Source organism: Arthrobacter sp. N199823 (assembly GCF_002929705.1).
Taxonomy (GTDB): domain Bacteria; phylum Actinomycetota; class Actinomycetes; order Actinomycetales; family Micrococcaceae; genus Specibacter.
Genome location: NZ_PJIN01000001.1, coordinates 641,604 through 658,723, shown reverse-complemented (window position 1 = coordinate 658,723; position 17,120 = coordinate 641,604). Strand labels below are relative to the sequence as shown.

Here is a 17,120-nt window from a genome sequence, read left to right as displayed (position 1 = left end):
TCCTGGACAGTATTGGACATGACCGATACCTCATCGGCGGTGCTGGAGTTGATCCCAGCTCTTCCAGGCTTTGGGCAGATTTGCCGTCCATTCCAGCGCTACGGCAGTTTGCAAAGAGTCACGCCGCTGGATTCAGTGCCGCTCCATAGCGCACTTGAAACCCATGCCCTAGTTCATGCCTGGCCATTCCAACGTGACAATCTGGAGATCAAGGCCTTGATAGTCCCATAGCGGCAAAGGTCTTGGGTTCGTGGCGTTCTCTATGACATCTCCATGCACGCCGACGGTCCCGCAAGAGGTTCCTAATACGGTGACGTGATTCTGACACGCAGCAGCAGCTTGGTCGAGGCATCTCCAGGATGCCAGCCATTGTTGGCTGCCGCCTTTCAGTAGCGTTTCCGCCAACTGATCGGAAGCGAGTTACGATTCGGCTATGTCAGATAAATCCGTGCGGCGCGTCATACGCTTGTTTCCTGATTACGGCCATCGATGGCCGCTATGGGAGAACAGCACCCGCGAAAGACCGACCAAATACACCATGGAGCCAGCAGATTTTGGGCTGTCGCAGAGTCTTACCGAGCGACTGCGCACCTGGTATGACGTGTGGGATGCCGAGAACTTGTATGAGAACGGTTGGAGTACCACCGAAAATGAACGATCCTGGATAGCAGAGGGCGCCAGCATTGCTGAGCAGATCCGCGAGGAAGTTAAAGCCTTTGCCGACGTGGAATATTAAGAATAGGATCCACACCGGTGCATCACAGTATCGGTGACCCGCACAGGGTTCCGCTTCCGGGCGTTCGTCTAGAGGACCGGCTTGCGGGACGCTTTGGCATCGTCTAAACGGGACACCCCTTTCGGGACGCACTTCGCTGCTATCCAAATTCTTGCTGGCGTTCTAGGGTGGGCTCATGGTGGATTGGGAAGCAGCCAGCCGAAAAAGCGACTTGAGATTCTGGCGAGCCATGTTCTGGATTCACATCTCACTACTAGTGCTCGGAATCGTTAGCATGCTGCTCGTTATCTTTGGGTCCGCGGGCAACCCCAATCTGGGTGTCTTGGTACCGAGCATCGCCATCGTGGTCTTGGTCCTTATTTTCCTGCCCAGTGCCTACAAGAAGTGGCGATCAAGTAGATGAGAATCGTCAGTCGTTAACGCTGCCGAATCCGTCTGTCAGGATCTCCGCACTCTTTGCTCAGAAGTGGACATTCAGTGTCACAATTTCCTGCCGCCCGAAGCGCTGTACTGCAGGAGGTTCCCCATCTAGGCCATCCAGTGTCTACTGGAGCATACGACCATAGGAGAACATTTTGAAAGCATGGAAAATTGGCTTTGCCTTCTTAGCTGCTCTCAGCGTGGTGATGATCTTCATCGGAAATGGGGCACTCGTTAAGGGGCTCTACGCCGCACTGCTTGTCGTGTGCCTTGTGGTCATAGTCCTGGCGACAAGGAAAGATCGTTCACGCAAATGACATCGCCGGCAAAAATGGCACCCTACGAATCGGAATGCCTCACGCCATACCCACCGGCCCGGTAGGGGTTCCAGGAACGGGCATAGTCGTTGCACCACCTCTCAGAGGTGAAGGCGATTCAGAGAACTTCAAAGGCGACCACGCCGACCTCATCTTTATCGGAGAGCGCCGGATAATGAGTGCGCAGACCGCGGCGAAAATCCGCTACGGATGTTCCTGGCCCAAGGCGAGCTTGTTCAGCTGTCATCTGATCGAGCTGATGGTGCTGAACTGCTGTCACCCGTCCATCCAGTGTTCGATGCTCAGCGTCGTCCTCAAAAACAAAGGTGTGCGGGCCCAGTGTCACCGGATCGTCAAATCGAACGGTCGTTACCTTTGTTCCATTCGCGACAGCTTCGTAGTAACGCTTGTTGAATCTCAGTAGGCGACGAGAATCTGCATCCGGGAAGAAATACGTGTCGGGGAGCATCTTTCGAATCGGACGCATCCTCGGGCCCTTATCTGTCGGTACAGCCACCATGACGTCAGGATGAATGTCCAACATAGTTTGCCGGCATCTTCCGCACGGGGATATCAGGCCACGTCCACCATCGCCGGCGGCAGCCATCGTTATCAGCGGTCCGACATCCGCTGTGGCAGCGAGCCCCATGACGACCAACTCGGCGCACGGTCCACCCGTGAAGTGGTAGACATTCACAGCACGATGAATAACGCCGTTCGTATCCATCGCGGCAGCCGCGACCGTATGGTTCTTGTCTGCTCCGAGCGTCTCTGCCAGTTCTTCGGCTGCCGCAATGACTCTCAATTCTGATTCAAATGGGTCCATGAACAACAGTCTGCCGCACTGTGAATGTAATGGCGGTCATCAATCCCCCGCCATGCAGATGGACATTGTATGAAAATCGTTGTCTCCCCTAGTCATGTCCCGCAAGAGGTTCCCCTGCGGGCAGCGCCATCGATCACGCATCGACTGTTGAGCTGGGCGGTTAAACGTTCCGGAACCGGACCGGCTTGCGGGACGGTTTGCGCACGTCTAAGTGGGACACCCCTTTCGGACGTTGCGAGAGTTCCAAGTGAAAGGAAGTGTTCGTTCTTTTCGACAGTGGGATGTTGGGGAATTCCTCGACTTTGCTGCAGAGCTGCCCGCTCTGGTCATACAGTGTGATCAGGCGATTGGCGGTCGCCGCGTTTTCAAATCACAGGAACTGGCCATATGGGCAGGAATCCCTGTTCAATAGGATTTTCTCCTCCGCGGCCCGCGCGGCGATATCCGAATAGGAAGTATGGGGACGAAATGGCGAGCTCACGAACACATCCCGGCCTGGTGGCATTGTTCGATGCTCTGGTGGGCGTCGGATTTAGGAAGCGTGCCGATGAGATTTTCACCTTAGCCTTCGACGATGACGATGATGCTCTTGGCTGGCTCGGGCTGAACTACGCCAGCCGCGCCGGTATCCCTGGCCAGCTAAATATGAATCCTGTCTGTGGTGTGCGTATTCAGTCGCTGGAACGCAGCGTGGCAGAGATTACTGGCGGAAAGTTCCATCAATATAATCCTCCGACGTTATCTGATCCGTTGCACTATCTGGCTAGGCCAGGCGTGGCATCAAATTGGGTTCTTTTTCGTGACACTCCTGAAGCAAACGCTGTGGTTATTGCCGACATCGTGAACTGTGTTGAAACCGCTGGTCTGTCCTACATGCGCAAGAGAGCAACCTTGGAGACCATGGCCCAAGCGCTGGTGGCGAACGAGGGCCACCGGTGGCAGACAGTGGTCCGTGCGCCTGTCGCGTTGTGGCTTCTCAGCCGTAATGAGGAAGCAACGGACTATTTGAACGGCCAGCTCGCTGAATTCGATAACAAACCAGGGGAGCCATATGACGGTTACCGGAACTTCGCCTCAACTCTAAAACGACGCATCGCCGAATCAGCTGCCCTGAGATAGTTCGATATCCCTTATGCCCTTCCGCAATGGAACGGGACCACCATCAAGGCCAAAAACTGTCACGCTGGTTTTCCAACTTGATCTGCCCCTCGGATTCAGTAGGCGGAACAACGTAATTGCAGCGTCAGGTTCTCCGGGATTGCGAGCCCAAGACGCTGTTGGACTTCATGACATAGATATTCGGATGAACACTCTCGAACCCCTCGCGGACAAGCCCGGATACATCGTAATTGTCCGAAACAAGCACAACTTCTACACGACCTTCTACACCTATTCGGACCAGTTCCGCGCCCGAATCTGCACCATTCCAACAAGCAGTAGTCCATTCAGCTGGTTGCTGATCAGGATAAATGGTCAAACAGGTTGCCGTTGCGTCCGCGGCTTGACCTACGAAATACCGGATTCCGCCATGTGTGGCCAAAAGCCTGGTCGTGGATTCTCCGAACGAGAAGGGTGGAACACCAGTGGGGACGGCATCGGACGGCGTTGCGTCACGGTCTAACGCGCTGATTACCGGGTTCGCAGGGATGGGCGGAATCAGCAAAAATCCAGCCACCAGGGCCACAACGATCGCAGCGATGACAATGCCAATCTTCCTCACAACGCTTTCCCCTCGCGCTTGATTTCTACAGCTACCCTACCGAGTTGATTCATAACCAGGCGAACGTCGCCTTTACTCCACTCTTCATGTGGGCACACTGAGCCCGGACCATTGGTCCCGTAGACCGTTCCCGTTTCGGGCGAGTGGTCGCTGCCTAGGAACTTTCTTTGTAAGCGTGCAGCATCTGATCTGGCAGAGCATTCGAGGAGTGATTAGCCCCCTCCGCAGCAGCAGCGGCTTGCTTCCTTAACTGGTACTCGTTAATTAGAGCTGGGACCGCAGTCCAGGTAAGAACAGCAAGTTTCGCCCACATAGGCAGGTCCACGATGAACGCGATCGCCACAGCAAAAAGGAAAGTGGCTACATATACGTACCGGAACATCTTCATTGAACGAACCTACCAGCCGGCACCCGCCCCGCCGGTGCTGCTATCGCGCCATGAGGATCCGGTCTGACCAAGTTCTTGTTGCCATCCATTGTCCCCCAGAAGGATTGTCCTACGTACGCGGTATGGCCGTGCAGACGAGTGCTGATATTTGTGCCGCCGACTTCTAATAATGCATAGATCTTCCACGATCCATTCTCGTCAATCGAGAGATGCCCTACTGTGAGGAGACGGACGTTCACTGGATGCCCGAGCACAACGTCGGTGAACATTCGGATGCCCCTACATATAGGGCGCGTATTTGGTCTGGGCCCATTAAACCTGGCTACGCCGGGACAGTCCCGTTGGTGAAGAGGGAAGGGTGTTAGACGTTGATATCTAATGATGGGTTTTGAATGCTCAACATGCACTGACATGCGGTGATACTTTTCGTCGTTTGTAATCCTGGGCAGTCAGAGCGGGCCGTTTCGGCTCGAATGCCCAGGTTTCCTGGCCCACTGCATGCTTCCCTGTTCGAGGGCGCGTTACTCTTCTGGTGCTGAAGGGTCCCAGCTCGGTCTAGATCTATCATTTGCGCGGCGGGTCTGGTTAGGATCTAACTCGGAATGAATGCCGGGGCAGTCCCAAATACTCCGCAGGGTTCTGTATCAGCCGTAGCCCGGCATTGCCGGAGTACGGTGGTGGAATGACTGAAAAACAGCCCTACCAAGTGGTTCAAGAATACGATCAGTTTGAGGTGCGCCGCTATCCCGAGCACCTACTTGCCGAGATCGAAAGCGGGGGGAGCTTTGAAGGCGCCGGCAATCGCGGGTTCCGCTACCTATTCGCCTATATCAGCGGAGAGAACCAAGCCACCCAAAAAATCTCGATGACCGCGCCCGTGGTGCAGGACCTCTCCTCAGAACGGCTGGAGATGACCGCTCCGGTTCTGCAGCAGGCGTTTGCGACTCAAGACGAGAATCAGAGGACACCAAAGTTCCGGATTGCTTTCGTTTTGCCGGAAGGTTTCACGCTGCAGAACGCGCCTTCACCCACAAACCCGAACGTTCACCTGAGACCGGTCCCCGCCGGCCTCGCGGCAGTTATCCGGTTCAGTGGCGGCTGGAGCACTCGGAACTATCAGCAGCACCTACAGATGCTGAGAACTGCCCTGAAGGAAACCGGACTGACCTCACTGGGAACACCTCGATTCGCCAGATTTGATCCGCCGTTCAAGCCATGGTTCGTGCGTCATAACGAGATCCTCCTCGATCTTGAAGAACCTAGCCCAAGTGGCAAGGAATAGCACTACTTAGACACCCGGATATTTTAGAAGGTGCTATGACTGTTGAAGCCAGCGGCCGCCGATTGAAGTGGCGTGCATTGCCGCGGCTTATCCAAGGGGCTAATCCCAGCGACGGAGGCGAGGGATACGGAGACCGCAGAATAATGTCCGCGCCGGACAAAAATGGTGACACGACATCGTCTGCTCCCTCCTGGCGCACTTTAGTGGCGGCTTCTCCGACCGACCCGGAGGGCAGCTGAGAAGTACCAGTTGACCGGGAGGTCGATGCACGGGAGGCTCTCCTGGAGATCCAGCTGACACCTTGGCTATGAACCGGCTCCTAATAGATGACCTGCACTAAATGCTCGTTCGTGGCAAGAACGACTGCGATCGAGAACCGCGATCCGCGCTCTATTGGAGAGAGGAATTGCCGATAACTGACACGTGGGCTTCAACTCTTGGTTCTGCAGGCGTAGAGACGGCACCGGTTTCCCGGCGGTCCATGGCTCGGAGTCAGTCCGCCGTGGAACTGTAGGTGTTACTTGCTGAGTGATTCTACAAATGCGAGGCTGGCACGTGAAATTTCTGTGCGAGCGTCATCGCTGGAAATGGTTGGTTTTCCGTCGCTAGCCTGTGGCCCGTAGTCACCGAAGTTTGCGTGAACACCACCTTCGATTACCGAGTAGGTGGTGTCCCTCGGAAGGGTAGCTTTTGCGGCATTGATTTTTTCTGGCGTAGCCAATCCGTCGTTGGATGCTGAGATTGAGAGCACCGGTATAGGTAACGTGCTCATATCTGACGCTGGGTAGGACGCGAAAAACAGAACGCCGGCCACAAGGTCACCGGGTTCTTGAGAGAAAGCTTGGGCATCATTGGCGGCGACGACGCCACCGAGTGAATGGCCACCGAGTACCCAACGCTCTACGGGCGGGTGCTGGGTTCGTGCTGAGGTGAATGCGCCGGTGGACAGAAAAGCGATACCGAACGGCTGCTTCGGAATGACCACAATGCGGCCACTCTTGGCCAGCGGTCGCAAGACAGCGGCATAGGCTCTGGCATCAACGAGGGCTCCAGGCTGGAAGAACACCCCCACCTCGCTTGCGGTACCTGTTGGTGTCATCACTATCTGGCTCGGGGTCTCGGTGACGGTGACGGTGTCATCAGATGTCATGGCCGCGAGGGCAGGAGGTGCGGCGCTGTAGGGAACCAGCCACCAGATAAGAGCCAAGACCACACACGAGACCACTAGGCCGATCCCCCGCATGACTTTAAACCTGCGGCGGGTGTCTGCGCGAGCAAGCCAGGAGCGTGCGGCAACCACCGCACAGCTGATGAAAACAATTCCCAAGAGAATTGCATATGCGGGGTGCCCATGGACGAGCATTCCACCGGTGGAGATGGCCGCCCAGACGGTAACAGCAACGCCAAGGGTGGATACACTGCGGACAGCCCAGTAAAAGAACGTATCGATGCGGGTTGTGGCCCGATTACTCCCGGCTGCTAATTCTGCGGGTGTATTTGATTCCTCAATGGTCATTTTTCGCTCCAAACTGATGGCAAATACTGGACTTCATTCTCCCTCTCAGAGGCACCTTGCGCACGGCTGGGATGAGAAAATTTTCGGCACGGGCAGTTAGGCGTTCACAAGAACAGAGCGCTATGAGTCGCCGGACGGTGTTGCCGACGTGGAAGATTTTTGGAATGAAATTACCCAATTAAAAATACTTCCATGATGGAACGACTCAACGAGAGGCAGCACTTCACGCTATTGGTCATGTCCGCTCAGCGTTCCCGTGGAAGACAGGTTTGTGGGCTGCTTCATGGGCTGGCCAGTGCCGATCCGCTATCGATCGACAGTTTTTGTGTCCCCTAGCCACCCGTTGGCTGCTACCGGTTAGGCCAGAATTCTTTCGGTAGTGTCGTGGGTAGGAGCGGTTTCAGACTTTCCGGGGTGGGGCCACGGAGTGCGTGTTCCGCTGTATTTTCTTGGGAGTTGCAGTAGCTGATGTGCGCTGTGCCGGCAATTTCCCGCAGGGTAAAGATGCCGTCGAGGGCCGCCTTTTTCGATTCGAACTCCGTGGAGACGGCGAGTATGTTTCTAAGGTCATCGACCAGTTTTGCCCGGTAGCGTCCGTTCGTCTCCTGATGCAGTTCGATTCTTCCAGTCATTTTTTCTCCTCTTTACTCGACGGCGATGTATGGGTTAATGCCCGGGCCCTTTGCTGACTCCATTTCCGAGCGAACTGACTCTGGTCTAGTTCTCGCCCGGACGGAAAGTTCCCTGGGTCTTTGGTCTGGGTGATCGATTCGACGCTGAGCCGTATCGGAACAGGTTTCCAGGCAGTGTCGCCTTGAAGCTTGCCGACCACCGGGAGGTCACCGCTACTACAGACGGAGGATGATGACCGGTCACCCGATAACGAGTCGGGCCCCGACTGGTTCTCCTTCGTCTGGCATGATTGACCGGCTAAGACCTGCGCCGTCCCGACCTCGCGGGTGCCTAATGTGGCACGAACTAGGCCCGGGTGACCCAATTTTCCTGACGAAAGGACCGTTTCCACGGTTGCTCTGGGAATGAAGTCGCTTCCTAGTTGCCTCATAGCGGCACTTCCAGTTGGAATCCACACTGGCATTTGAGCCGGCGAGTTCGAAGCGAAACCCGGTCAGGAGAACCGGTGTGGCCGCCTACTGGAGGGTGGAGATGCGAAACACTGCCCCCAAGTTCCTCCATCGGCTCACCACAATGGATGAAGTAGCGCCCGAAATGCAAGATCCCCGGCGCAGTGGCCGTGGCGTTGAGGAGCTTGGCCACCTGCTGGACGGTGGCGTCATGACCGAAGAAGGAGCCGCATTGTCCGCAGCTATACTCCACTGCAACACGGCCGACGACTATCGGCTGGATGGGACCAATAGATTCGATCATTAAGTGCTTGGCCGTTTGACAGCCCTCGCATTGCAATGTCGATTCCATACCGTCGACAAATTCATCATGATGATTGGTGAACGGATCATTCGTCACGTAGCTTCTCCTGGCAGTCCTACGAGTCTGGCGAGTCATCGCCGTGACGTGGCATCGTTTTCTGGAATGATTCCGATAGATGCCGGCCATGCGATAACCGATGTGGGTGGTGGTCCACCCTGCCATTGTCTTAGGCAATAAACCATGAGGTTTGTTGCCTAGCATGTTACATCCATCACAGTGAATGTGTCCATTTGGACTGCGGAATCCTAAGGTTGCCGCTACATGGGGGTGTACAAGAGCAGGGCTTGCAAAATGAGGTGCCGCAAAAACTACCCGGACGAAACCGCACCATCACACGCGCATTGAGAGTAGGTTGGGGCAGAAGGGATGGGTTAAGCAGTCAGCCCAGACATGTCTTCGAAGACGACCTTCAGAGGGTTCCCAGTCGCACCGCATCAAATGGGCGCTTCTGGGGCCATCGCTCAGGATGAAGTCTGTGACGCAGGGGCCGCTTCGTGACACATGACCACCGGGTGACCAAGAGCCGCGATCTACAGCGGCTAATCTTGGAATCCAGCGAAATTGAAAGTTTCCTCAACGCACTAACCCGCCTGGCCGTTCATGAACTCTCCGATGCAAGCGAGGAAGTCCTCTGCGGAATCACACTGCTGCGGCATAAACGCGCCGCCACCGTGGCCAGCAGCAGCCAAGACGCCCAGGACTTGGACGAAGTTCAATACAGCTACAAAGACGGGCCATGCCTCAATGCTGCACGAAACCCAACCCTCGAACACATCCCCGACCTGCAAGCCGAAGAACGCTGGCCTGAATATTCCCAAAACGTCGTAGACCGCGGGATCCGCTCGGTGTTGGCCGTCCCCTTCCAACTCGAGCAGGGAGACCAGGCAGCGCTGAACCTCTACAGCAAGATTCCCCACAAATTCACCGCCGAAATGAAGAACCTCGCACAAGGCTATGCCGACGAAGCCTCCCAAGCTTTCGCTATTGCGTTGAGAATGGCACGTCACCAAGACACCGCCACCGACGCTGTGGAAGCGATGAAATCCCGGACAACCATTGACCTTGCCGTGGGAATGATCATGGGACAAAACAACTGCAGTCAAAAACGTGCCGTTGAGATCCTCAAGGCCGCCTCGTCCAGACGTAACATCAAGCTACGCCAGATCGCAGCAGCCCTGGTCGCGGAAAAAGATCTGGAAGCACCAACCACCCACTTCGAACCATAAGGCAGTCCGGACCCACCTACCAGCCCTCAAACAACGACATCGACTCCTCAATCCGCCACCACTAACGGAAAAGGACGCCCGATACGACAAACCCGTCCCAGTGAGGGTTCCTTGGGTTCTTGCGGTGATTGCAACACTTAGTGAATGAGTGTTGATATGGCGAAGTATTCAATCCTTTTCCGGCCGGATCTATTGCAGGTCTTTTGGGCAGGGATGCAGGCAGGTGATTTCATCACTGATGCCGTTATTCCGATTAATACCAGTAGGCGTACAGGGCGCACTGTCTTGGCCGCTGCCGGTGGCGTCCGACCTCGCCGTGGCAGGAATTTGAAGGGCCGGTGTCTGACGTTCGCCCAGCGTGAAGAGATCGCGATTCTTTACGCTCAGGGCCTGTCCTTGAGAGCGATTGGGGAGGTTATTGGCCGGTCTGCCTCGACGGTATCCAGGGAGTTGCGTCGCAACACGAAACCCGGCACCGCCTATCGGGCAACCTCGGCTCATATGCTCGCCTACGAGCGTGCCAGTCGGCCGAAACCGGCCAAACTCCACACGAACATGGCCCTGCGTACAGTAGTGGAAGAGGACCTTGCTAAGAAGTATTCACCGGAACAAATCGCAGGACGACTGCGGGTCCAGTTCCCCGACGAAGAGGAGATGCGGGTGTCACCGGAGACGATTTACCAGTCACTGTACGTCCAGTCCCGGGGCACCTTGAATCGGGATCTGACCGCGTGTTTACGCACTGGGCGGGCCGTGCGCCGCCCCTCCCGGAAGGCCGGTCAGCGTAAGAACCGGATCCCAGACATGATCAATATTTCCCAGCGCCCACCCGAGGTAGAGGACCGTGCCGTACCAGGACACTGGGAAGGGGACCTCATCATCGGCAAGGGTAACCAGACCGCTATCGGGACCCTCGTGGAGCGGACTACCAACTACACAATGCTCGTTCACCTACCCGATGGCTACAAAGCCGAGCAGATGCGTGAAGCGTTGACCGCGAAGATCAAAACACTCCCGCAAGCACTGCGGCATTCCCTGACGTGGGACCAAGGCATCGAAATGCAGGACTGGAAAACGGTGAAGATGGATACCGGGATCGAGATCTACTTTTGCGACCCGCATTCACCCTGGCAACGCGGTATCAACGAGAACACAAATGGACTGCTGCGCCAGTATTTCCCCAAAGGCACTGATCTGAGCATCCACAGTGCCCAGGATCTTGACTGGGTCGCCGCCGAGCTCAACGACAGACCACGCAAACGACTAGAGTTCAAGAAACCGATCGAACTGATCGAACCCCTCCTGTTGCAATGACCGCCAGAATCCGCCGTTCCCCTAAAGAAACGCCGCGGACTCAGCTGGCAAGCCTGTTTTAACTCAATTGGACGCCTGAGATGAGAGTAGAAACATGCAGTGATCCGCATGATACGCCTGTCTCTATTCCCCGCGGAGGATGGAATAGAGCATGGAGTCCCGGCGCTTCCCACGGACCAGCCGATGCGAACGCAGCCGCCCTTCCCAAGAGAACCCGCTCTTTTCCAGCACCCGAATAGACCCCTGATTCTCGGGGTGGCACGTGGCAGTGATGCGCTCAAACCCAAGCGTGGTGAAGCCGAAACTCAGGAGCATGGCCACTGCCTCGCTCGCGTATCCCTTGCCCCAATACGCTCGGTGGAACGTGTAACCTAGCTCGCCGTTGCGATCATGCGCATCAGTAGTCCAAATACCTACCGATCCAATGGTCTTGCCATCCAAAACGGCGGCCAGGGAAAAAGCTGTGCGATTCTCTAACAGGTGTGCCTGCGCGGCCTCTTCAACAAATGCCGTGGTCTGCTCCAGAGTATTCGGCCCCCAGGTGGAGAACCGAGTGACCAACGGATCGGCAGTGTATTCATGAACAGCGGGGATATCAGGCGCGCCAAAGTCGCGGTAGCTTAGCCGGGGTCCGGACGGATAGATCGTTGAAGGACTCATATTCACCTATTCATTCAAAAGCCAAGACTCAATCCTAATGTCCGCCACTGAGCCAACCGTGCCTGCAACATGTGCGTTCAACTCTGAATAGACTGGTGGAAACGTCCGTAATTCCCCGCGCCAAAGTGAGCCCATGTCTAGCTGTTGCAGTCCCGAAGGCCGAGACGGCCACACCCCCGGCATCACAGCCGCCCCCCAAGTCTTCTCGCTGAGCGTCCCACAAGCGCAGGGCTCTCACCACCATGAGGTGGCTGCTGGGCAAGAAGGCCTCACCGTACGTGGAGATGCCCTCATACCGGCTGGCACTTTCTCCATGGGCGATCCCTTTGACGAGGGCTACCCGGCCGACGGCGAAACCCCCGTCCACGACGTTTTCATTTCCGCCTTCAGGATCTCCACCACGGCCGTGAGTAACACCGATTTTGCTGCCTTTGTTGATGCCACCGGATACCGCACCGAATCCGAGCTCTACGGCACCTCAGCGGTCTTCCACCTTGCTGTCCAGGCCGACGCGGCCGACATTTTGGGCACGGCCGCAGGGACTCCTTGGTGGCTCAATGTTCGCGGCGCCGACTGGGCCCATCCCTCCGGTCCCCGTTCGCACTGGCAAGACGCGGCAGATCACCCCGTCACCCAGGTATCGCACACGGACGCGTTGGCCTACTGCGCCTGGGCCGGCCGAGCACTTCCCACGGAGGCTCAGTGGGAATATGCGGCCCGTGGCGGCCTGCCCGATTCGCGCTACCCGTGGGGCAACGAGCTCCACGGCACCGATTCCGCCGGTGAAACCCTGCACCACTGCAATATCTGGCAGGGAACCTTTCCCGCAGAAAACACGTGCGACGACGGATACCTCACCACCGCGCCCGTGGACAGCTTCACGCCCAATGCTTACGGTCTCTTCCAAACCAGCGGCAACGTCTGGGAATGGTGCACAGACTGGTTCCTGCCCAAGTACTACAAAAGCTGCCTGAACCAAGGCACAGTTGCGGATCCGCCCGGCCCCACCATAGGACGCGGCCGCGTCATGCGAGGCGGTTCCTATCTATGCCACGATTCCTACTGCAACCGTTACAGGCTGGCCGCCCGGAGCTCCAACTCCCCCGAATCGGCTAGCGGCAACCTGGGGTTCAGAACGATTGCCCTGTAGCCACATTCATAGCCCGCGGGCGTGGAGCCAGTGGATCAGGACGTCCGCCTGCCGCCGCTGAAACTCCCTGAGCGTGGGGATACCAGGGGGTGCCGGGCACCGGGACATGTCAAGGAAATAGCCGGCCCACCCTGCCATGACGGCAGTGATCGCCTGCGGGCGTATCTCAGCAAAGACGCGATGATCGGCCAGGAAGTGTTCCACCGAGGCGTTCGGATCAAGTGTCTTGACGTTGAGCAGCACGCTGAGTCCCTCAACCCAGGCGGCGCCGCGAGCAGCCCACGGCCAGTCCAAAAGCACCACACCTTGATCGGTCAAGAGGATGTTGTCGGCACGCAGATCTCCATGGACCAGCGATTCCCCTGCCAGAAATCCGGTGCCCTGTCGCGCCAATTCAATCAACCGCGGCATGTTCCCGGCTGCCCAAGAGTCCATGCCGGATAGGGGTCGCGTTTGAAGTTTTTCCCATCCTCTAAACGCATCACGGAGAGAGTCCTGATACAGCGGCAGATCAATATCGTCTGGCAGCTCGATCTCCCCCACTGCAGCCACTGCATCCAGCACCTGCCGCACCTCGCTTTCCACCCAGGGTTCCTGCGGATGCCGGCCCGCAACATCGGCCAGGACCAGCGCAACCCATGTGCCGTCGTCGTACATCCCCAGGAAATCCGGAGCCGCCACACCCTCCGGTAGCGCCGCGGTAACGGCAGCTTCGCGGCGGTGCAGCTCCGGCGAGCTCGCATTGACGTCCGCGCAGACGGCCTTCACAAACGCCCGCCGGCCCGACTCTAAAGTCACCCGGTCAGCCGATCCCGGCGAGAAGCCGAACGGCTGAGAGGCAGCTTCGGCGACCACGTCTCCCAAAATATTCTCGACGCCCTCTCGGACGGCCACCGGCAGCTGGGCCCACGTGATCCGCTGATTCACGGCCGCGGCGCAAGCGTCAGTACGGTAGCGTCGTCGGCCACTTCGCCGATCCGGCCCTGATGGACGCGCAATTCGTGCATGAGGCCCAGGGCGTCCACGGTGGTGGAGGTGCGCGCCAAGAATTCCTCGGGTCCACTGACCAAACCAAGGTCGACGGCGCGCCAGGCTCCGTCGCTCGCCATCACCATGATCTCTGGCGGTCCGAGCCGGACAACGTGGGCATGATCCGCTGCTGCGGCTTCCCGCCGTGCCACCCACAAGCGGCCGGGAGTGTTGCGCATTTCGCGGTCTTGCCGGAGCAGGCGCAGGCGTTGTTCCGGTGTCCCGTCCGGAACCCGGGAGTCGGCGAGCTCAGCGCGCACGAGGTGAGTGGCGCCGTCGTGCGTGCGCACCACCACGGTGCAATCGGCCAGGCTGGCAATCTCTACTCCGTCAGCAGAGAGCTGGGCGAGCGAAACGGCGGCACTGGGAAAACGCACCTTTTCCGCGCCAACCAGCACCGATCCGGTGACGTCGATCGCAGCCAATGCGGCGGCCAACAGCCCACGCACGCCGTCGCGGCCGGGGGTGTCTGGGGTGGCGGGATTGCCGGGACTGCTGGAGATCTGCGCCAAAATTATGGACAGTTGCTGGGCCAGCCACTGCGGATCAGAGGCGGCGGGCAAGTCCAGGGGTTCGAGCAGGCTCGTGGCGCCGTCTATGATCCACGCGTTGGGTCCGTTGAAGCCGCAGCTGTCCTCCAGGACATGGGCATCACCTTCAAACTGGACGCGGGCACGGATATCCCAAGCAAATCTCATATCCCTATCCTGCCAGTTCCCGCATTAAGAACACTGGATGTTCTTAGCCGCGTCCACGCCGTTTTCCAGCCACTCTCCTGCGGCGTCGTACTGTTTCATGGCCTCACACACATCCGATTTGCTGCCCGGAATGGCCTTGACCACGGCATAAATGGAGTTTCCGTTGCTGTTGTCCAGCGAGGGACCGCGGAAGTTGCCGCAGGAGAGATCGGTGCGCAGGTACATGGAGCCGGGGTTGTTCTTTAGCGCCCGGTCAATGGCTGCTACATTCGTTGCTGGGTCGAAGAACGTCCCCAAGATAATGACGCCGCTGCCATTGCAGGACGGATAGGAGATGGGTTGGCTGAGTCCCAAGTCGCCAGGAAGTTGCATTTCCGGAGCGCTGGGCGTCCACCAGCTCAACATTTTTTCCTCGGCGATGACCTTATTGTTCTGGGTGATCTCGAACGCGCTGGAATTCAGGTTATAGGCGTAGTTGTCTTTGTGCGCTGTGGCCGAATCGGATGACCGGTAGGCCGGCAGAACAGTGGCCAATCCAGTTTTCTTATCCAAGCCCAAATACGTGGTTTGGCCGTTGATCTCACAAATTGCTGCGCGGAAGGAATCTGAGGCGCCAACAAAAATCACCTTCCCCTGCCATTTGCAATACGCCTTGTCCGCATTGGAGTAGCCCGAAGTATCAGGCGTGGGGACACTGCTTGGGGCAGGCGTGGCGGACGGCGGAGCTGCGTGGGCGGCTTCGGGCGCGGCAGCTTCCGGAACTGCCTGCTCTTGGCTGGAGCTAACTGCCACCGGGGCGGGTGCTGCCGGTGTGCCCCAGAGCGTGTTGGCGGCAATGACAGCACCCACCACAATGGCGCCCACCAGCACGGTTCCGGCCACTGTCCAGGCAATAATTTTGCCCGCTCCCTTAGGCTGCGCACCGCTGGGCGGGCCAGCAGGCGGAAGCGGGCCAGCGGGTGAAGGCGGGCCCACGGGTGGTGGTGGCGGTGCTCCTTGATGGCCGGCAGCATTGCCCTGCGGGCCCGGCCATGGCTGTGGTCCACTCATTGTTTGGCCCCCTCAAAACAGCTGACAGCCCATTACCGGACCAGCTCACAGATTACACCGCCCGGCCAATAACTACTCGGCTCCCCCACGGGCGGCGACAAAGGCACGGACACATGTTTCGACGTCGTCCGCACTGTGCGCAGCCGAAAGCTGCACCCGGATGCGGGCTGCACCGCGCGGGACCACGGGGAAACTGAAGGCGGTGACGAACACGCCGTGCTCCAGCATGGCATCGGCCACGCGGGCAGCTTCCACAGCGTCGCCGAACATGACGGGCACAATGGCGTGCTCGCCGGGGAGCAGTTCAAAGCCCTCCTCGCTCATGCGGCGGCGGAACAGTGCGGCGTTCTCAAACAAACGGCTGCGCAGTTCGCCCGAGCTGGCCACTAGCTGAAGCGCCTTGAGTGTTGCCGCCACAATGGCCGGGGCCAGGGAGTTGGAGAACAGGTACGGGCGGGCCTTTTGACGCAACATCGCGACGATTTCGCCGCGGCCGGCGACGTAGCCGCCGGACGCCCCGCCCAGAGCCTTGCCGAAGGTGCCGGTGTAAATATCCACGCGGTCGCTAACGCCGGCGTGCTCCGGTGTGCCGGCCCCGGTGGCGCCCATGAAGCCCACTGCGTGGGAATCGTCCACCATGACCAGGGCGCCGTACTGCTCGGCGAGATCGCAGATGGCCTCAAGCGGGGCCAGGAAACCGTCCATGGAGAACACGCCGTCGGTGACGATGATGGTGCGCCGTGCCCCTGCACCATTGTTGAGTGCTGCCGCGGCCTGCAGCTGGATTTCCAGATCCGCCATGTCCTGGTTGGCATAGCGGAAACGCGCAGCCTTGGACAGGCGGATGCCGTCGATGATTGAGGCGTGGTTCAGGGAGTCGGAAATGATGGCATCGTCCGCACCGAACAGCGATTCAAAGACGCCACCGTTGGCATCAAAGCAGGACGAGAAGAGGATGGTGTCCTCGGTGCCTAGGAACGCGGAGACGGCTGCCTCCAGCTCCAGATGCAGGTCCTGAGTTCCGCAGATGAAGCGCACACTGGCCATGCCGAAGCCGTGACTGTCCATGGCTTGCTTGGCAGCGCCGATGATGTCCGGGTGATCGGCCAGGCCAAGGTAGTTGTTGGCGCAGAAGTTCAGCACGGGTGCGCCGGCGCCATCGAGCGCGCCGGCTGTGATGTGGCTGGACTGGGCCGAGGTGATCTTGCGCTCGGTCTTGAACAGTCCGGCGGTGCGGATCTCATCCAGTTCGGCGGTGAGCGCATCTTTCATGGAGGTGTACATGGGAATCCTTAGTCTGGGGCGAGTGGTCTGTGCTGGTGCTGCTGGGGCGAGTAGTGCG

General features: G+C 58.2%; 17 protein-coding genes. 8 read left to right on the top strand and 9 right to left on the bottom strand.

The features are described 5' to 3' along the window. Window positions 1-18 precede the first annotated feature (18 nt). From CXQ93_RS21010 to CXQ93_RS20365, 3 genes are all read left to right on the top strand, one after another. Window positions 19-231 (top strand): hypothetical protein, encoded by a 213-nt coding sequence (locus CXQ93_RS21010; RefSeq protein ID WP_258068545.1) that lies wholly within the window; start codon window positions 19-21, stop codon window positions 229-231. Between the two features lie 202 nt (window positions 232-433). Then, window positions 434-736 carry a hypothetical protein gene (locus CXQ93_RS02780; RefSeq protein ID WP_146073147.1) on the top strand — a complete coding sequence of 101 codons (303 nt, stop codon included), beginning with the start codon at window positions 434-436 and terminating at the stop codon, window positions 734-736. Between the two features lie 175 nt (window positions 737-911). Then, window positions 912-1,139, top strand: a complete 228-nt coding sequence (locus CXQ93_RS20365) for a hypothetical protein (RefSeq protein ID WP_146073146.1) — start codon at window positions 912-914, stop codon at window positions 1,137-1,139. A gap of 452 nt (window positions 1,140-1,591) precedes the next feature. Here the strand turns inward: CXQ93_RS20365 and CXQ93_RS02775 are convergent, their stop codons facing one another. Continuing rightward, on the bottom strand, window positions 1,592-2,299 hold the full coding sequence (locus CXQ93_RS02775) for an ASCH domain-containing protein (RefSeq protein ID WP_104109187.1): 708 nt from the start codon (window positions 2,297-2,299) through the stop codon (window positions 1,592-1,594). A gap of 468 nt (window positions 2,300-2,767) precedes the next feature. On the opposite strand from CXQ93_RS02775, the gene CXQ93_RS02770 reads away from it, so the two are divergent. Both CXQ93_RS02770 and CXQ93_RS02755 read left to right on the top strand, forming a co-directional pair. Beyond that, on the top strand, window positions 2,768-3,418 hold the full coding sequence (locus CXQ93_RS02770; RefSeq protein ID WP_104108928.1) for a hypothetical protein: 651 nt from the start codon (window positions 2,768-2,770) through the stop codon (window positions 3,416-3,418). 1,671 nt (window positions 3,419-5,089) lie between these two features. Further along, window positions 5,090-5,689, top strand: a complete 600-nt coding sequence (locus CXQ93_RS02755) for a heme-binding protein (RefSeq protein ID WP_104108925.1) — start codon at window positions 5,090-5,092, stop codon at window positions 5,687-5,689. Window positions 5,690-6,206: 517 nt separating this feature from the next. Here CXQ93_RS02755 and CXQ93_RS02750 read toward each other — a convergent pair. From CXQ93_RS02750 to CXQ93_RS20360, 3 genes are all read right to left on the bottom strand, one after another. Then, window positions 6,207-7,205, bottom strand: coding sequence for an alpha/beta hydrolase (locus CXQ93_RS02750; protein WP_104108924.1), 999 nt, complete (start codon window positions 7,203-7,205; stop codon window positions 6,207-6,209). A 350-nt stretch (window positions 7,206-7,555) separates the two neighbouring features. Beyond that, complete coding sequence (locus CXQ93_RS02745; protein WP_062290971.1) at window positions 7,556-7,837, bottom strand: YegP family protein; 282 nt, start codon at window positions 7,835-7,837, stop codon at window positions 7,556-7,558. 427 nt (window positions 7,838-8,264) lie between these two features. Next, the gene (locus CXQ93_RS20360; RefSeq protein WP_146073145.1) at window positions 8,265-8,687 is read right to left on the bottom strand and encodes a hypothetical protein; all 423 of its coding nucleotides are present in this window, start codon (window positions 8,685-8,687) and stop codon (window positions 8,265-8,267) included. 458 nt (window positions 8,688-9,145) lie between these two features. Between CXQ93_RS20360 and CXQ93_RS02735 the strand changes: the two genes are divergently transcribed. After that, complete coding sequence (locus CXQ93_RS02735) at window positions 9,146-9,877, top strand: GAF and ANTAR domain-containing protein (RefSeq protein ID WP_181036022.1); 732 nt, start codon at window positions 9,146-9,148, stop codon at window positions 9,875-9,877. Between the two features lie 144 nt (window positions 9,878-10,021). Further along, the gene (locus CXQ93_RS02730; protein WP_258068544.1) at window positions 10,022-11,191 is read left to right on the top strand and encodes an IS30 family transposase; all 1,170 of its coding nucleotides are present in this window, start codon (window positions 10,022-10,024) and stop codon (window positions 11,189-11,191) included. Window positions 11,192-11,314: 123 nt separating this feature from the next. On the opposite strand, the gene CXQ93_RS02725 is transcribed toward CXQ93_RS02730, so the two are convergent. Next, window positions 11,315-11,851 (bottom strand): GNAT family N-acetyltransferase, encoded by a 537-nt coding sequence (locus CXQ93_RS02725; protein ID WP_104108921.1) that lies wholly within the window; start codon window positions 11,849-11,851, stop codon window positions 11,315-11,317. Between the two features lie 133 nt (window positions 11,852-11,984). Between CXQ93_RS02725 and CXQ93_RS02720 the strand changes: the two genes are divergently transcribed. Beyond that, window positions 11,985-13,001, top strand: coding sequence for a formylglycine-generating enzyme family protein (locus CXQ93_RS02720; protein WP_104108920.1), 1,017 nt, complete (start codon window positions 11,985-11,987; stop codon window positions 12,999-13,001). Between the two features lie 6 nt (window positions 13,002-13,007). On the opposite strand, the gene CXQ93_RS02715 is transcribed toward CXQ93_RS02720, so the two are convergent. From CXQ93_RS02715 to CXQ93_RS02700, 4 genes are all read right to left on the bottom strand, one after another. Beyond that, window positions 13,008-13,928, bottom strand: coding sequence for a phosphotransferase (locus CXQ93_RS02715; RefSeq protein ID WP_104108919.1), 921 nt, complete (start codon window positions 13,926-13,928; stop codon window positions 13,008-13,010). After that, window positions 13,925-14,728 carry a hypothetical protein gene (locus CXQ93_RS20580; protein ID WP_104108918.1) on the bottom strand — a complete coding sequence of 268 codons (804 nt, stop codon included), beginning with the start codon at window positions 14,726-14,728 and terminating at the stop codon, window positions 13,925-13,927. Before CXQ93_RS20580 ends, CXQ93_RS02715 begins: the two co-directional genes overlap by 4 nt. A gap of 24 nt (window positions 14,729-14,752) precedes the next feature. Then, complete coding sequence (locus CXQ93_RS02705; RefSeq protein ID WP_146073143.1) at window positions 14,753-15,778, bottom strand: hypothetical protein; 1,026 nt, start codon at window positions 15,776-15,778, stop codon at window positions 14,753-14,755. A 72-nt stretch (window positions 15,779-15,850) separates the two neighbouring features. Continuing rightward, on the bottom strand, window positions 15,851-17,062 hold the full coding sequence (locus CXQ93_RS02700) for a glycine C-acetyltransferase (RefSeq protein ID WP_104108916.1): 1,212 nt from the start codon (window positions 17,060-17,062) through the stop codon (window positions 15,851-15,853). Between the last annotated feature and the right edge of the window lie 58 nt (window positions 17,063-17,120).

What these genes read in the sequence shown, in the direction of transcription:
- CXQ93_RS21010 (WP_258068545.1), top strand. Translation starts at nt 19, where the DNA reads ATGACCGATACCTCATCGGCGGTGCTGGAGTTGATCCCAGCTCTTCCA.
- CXQ93_RS02780 (WP_146073147.1), top strand. Translation starts at nt 434, where the DNA reads ATGTCAGATAAATCCGTGCGGCGCGTCATACGCTTGTTTCCTGATTAC.
- CXQ93_RS20365 (WP_146073146.1), top strand. Translation starts at nt 912, where the DNA reads ATGGTGGATTGGGAAGCAGCCAGCCGAAAAAGCGACTTGAGATTCTGG.
- CXQ93_RS02775 (WP_104109187.1), bottom strand. Translation starts at nt 2,299, where the DNA reads ATGGACCCATTTGAATCAGAATTGAGAGTCATTGCGGCAGCCGAAGAA.
- CXQ93_RS02770 (WP_104108928.1), top strand. Translation starts at nt 2,768, where the DNA reads ATGGCGAGCTCACGAACACATCCCGGCCTGGTGGCATTGTTCGATGCT.
- CXQ93_RS02755 (WP_104108925.1), top strand. Translation starts at nt 5,090, where the DNA reads ATGACTGAAAAACAGCCCTACCAAGTGGTTCAAGAATACGATCAGTTT.
- CXQ93_RS02750 (WP_104108924.1), bottom strand. Translation starts at nt 7,205, where the DNA reads ATGACCATTGAGGAATCAAATACACCCGCAGAATTAGCAGCCGGGAGT.
- CXQ93_RS02745 (WP_062290971.1), bottom strand. Translation starts at nt 7,837, where the DNA reads ATGACTGGAAGAATCGAACTGCATCAGGAGACGAACGGACGCTACCGG.
- CXQ93_RS02730 (WP_258068544.1), top strand. Translation starts at nt 10,022, where the DNA reads ATGAGTGTTGATATGGCGAAGTATTCAATCCTTTTCCGGCCGGATCTA.
- CXQ93_RS02725 (WP_104108921.1), bottom strand. Translation starts at nt 11,851, where the DNA reads ATGAGTCCTTCAACGATCTATCCGTCCGGACCCCGGCTAAGCTACCGC.
- CXQ93_RS02720 (WP_104108920.1), top strand. Translation starts at nt 11,985, where the DNA reads ATGTCTAGCTGTTGCAGTCCCGAAGGCCGAGACGGCCACACCCCCGGC.
- CXQ93_RS20580 (WP_104108918.1), bottom strand. Translation starts at nt 14,728, where the DNA reads ATGAGATTTGCTTGGGATATCCGTGCCCGCGTCCAGTTTGAAGGTGAT.
- CXQ93_RS02705 (WP_146073143.1), bottom strand. Translation starts at nt 15,778, where the DNA reads ATGAGTGGACCACAGCCATGGCCGGGCCCGCAGGGCAATGCTGCCGGC.
- CXQ93_RS02700 (WP_104108916.1), bottom strand. Translation starts at nt 17,062, where the DNA reads ATGTACACCTCCATGAAAGATGCGCTCACCGCCGAACTGGATGAGATC.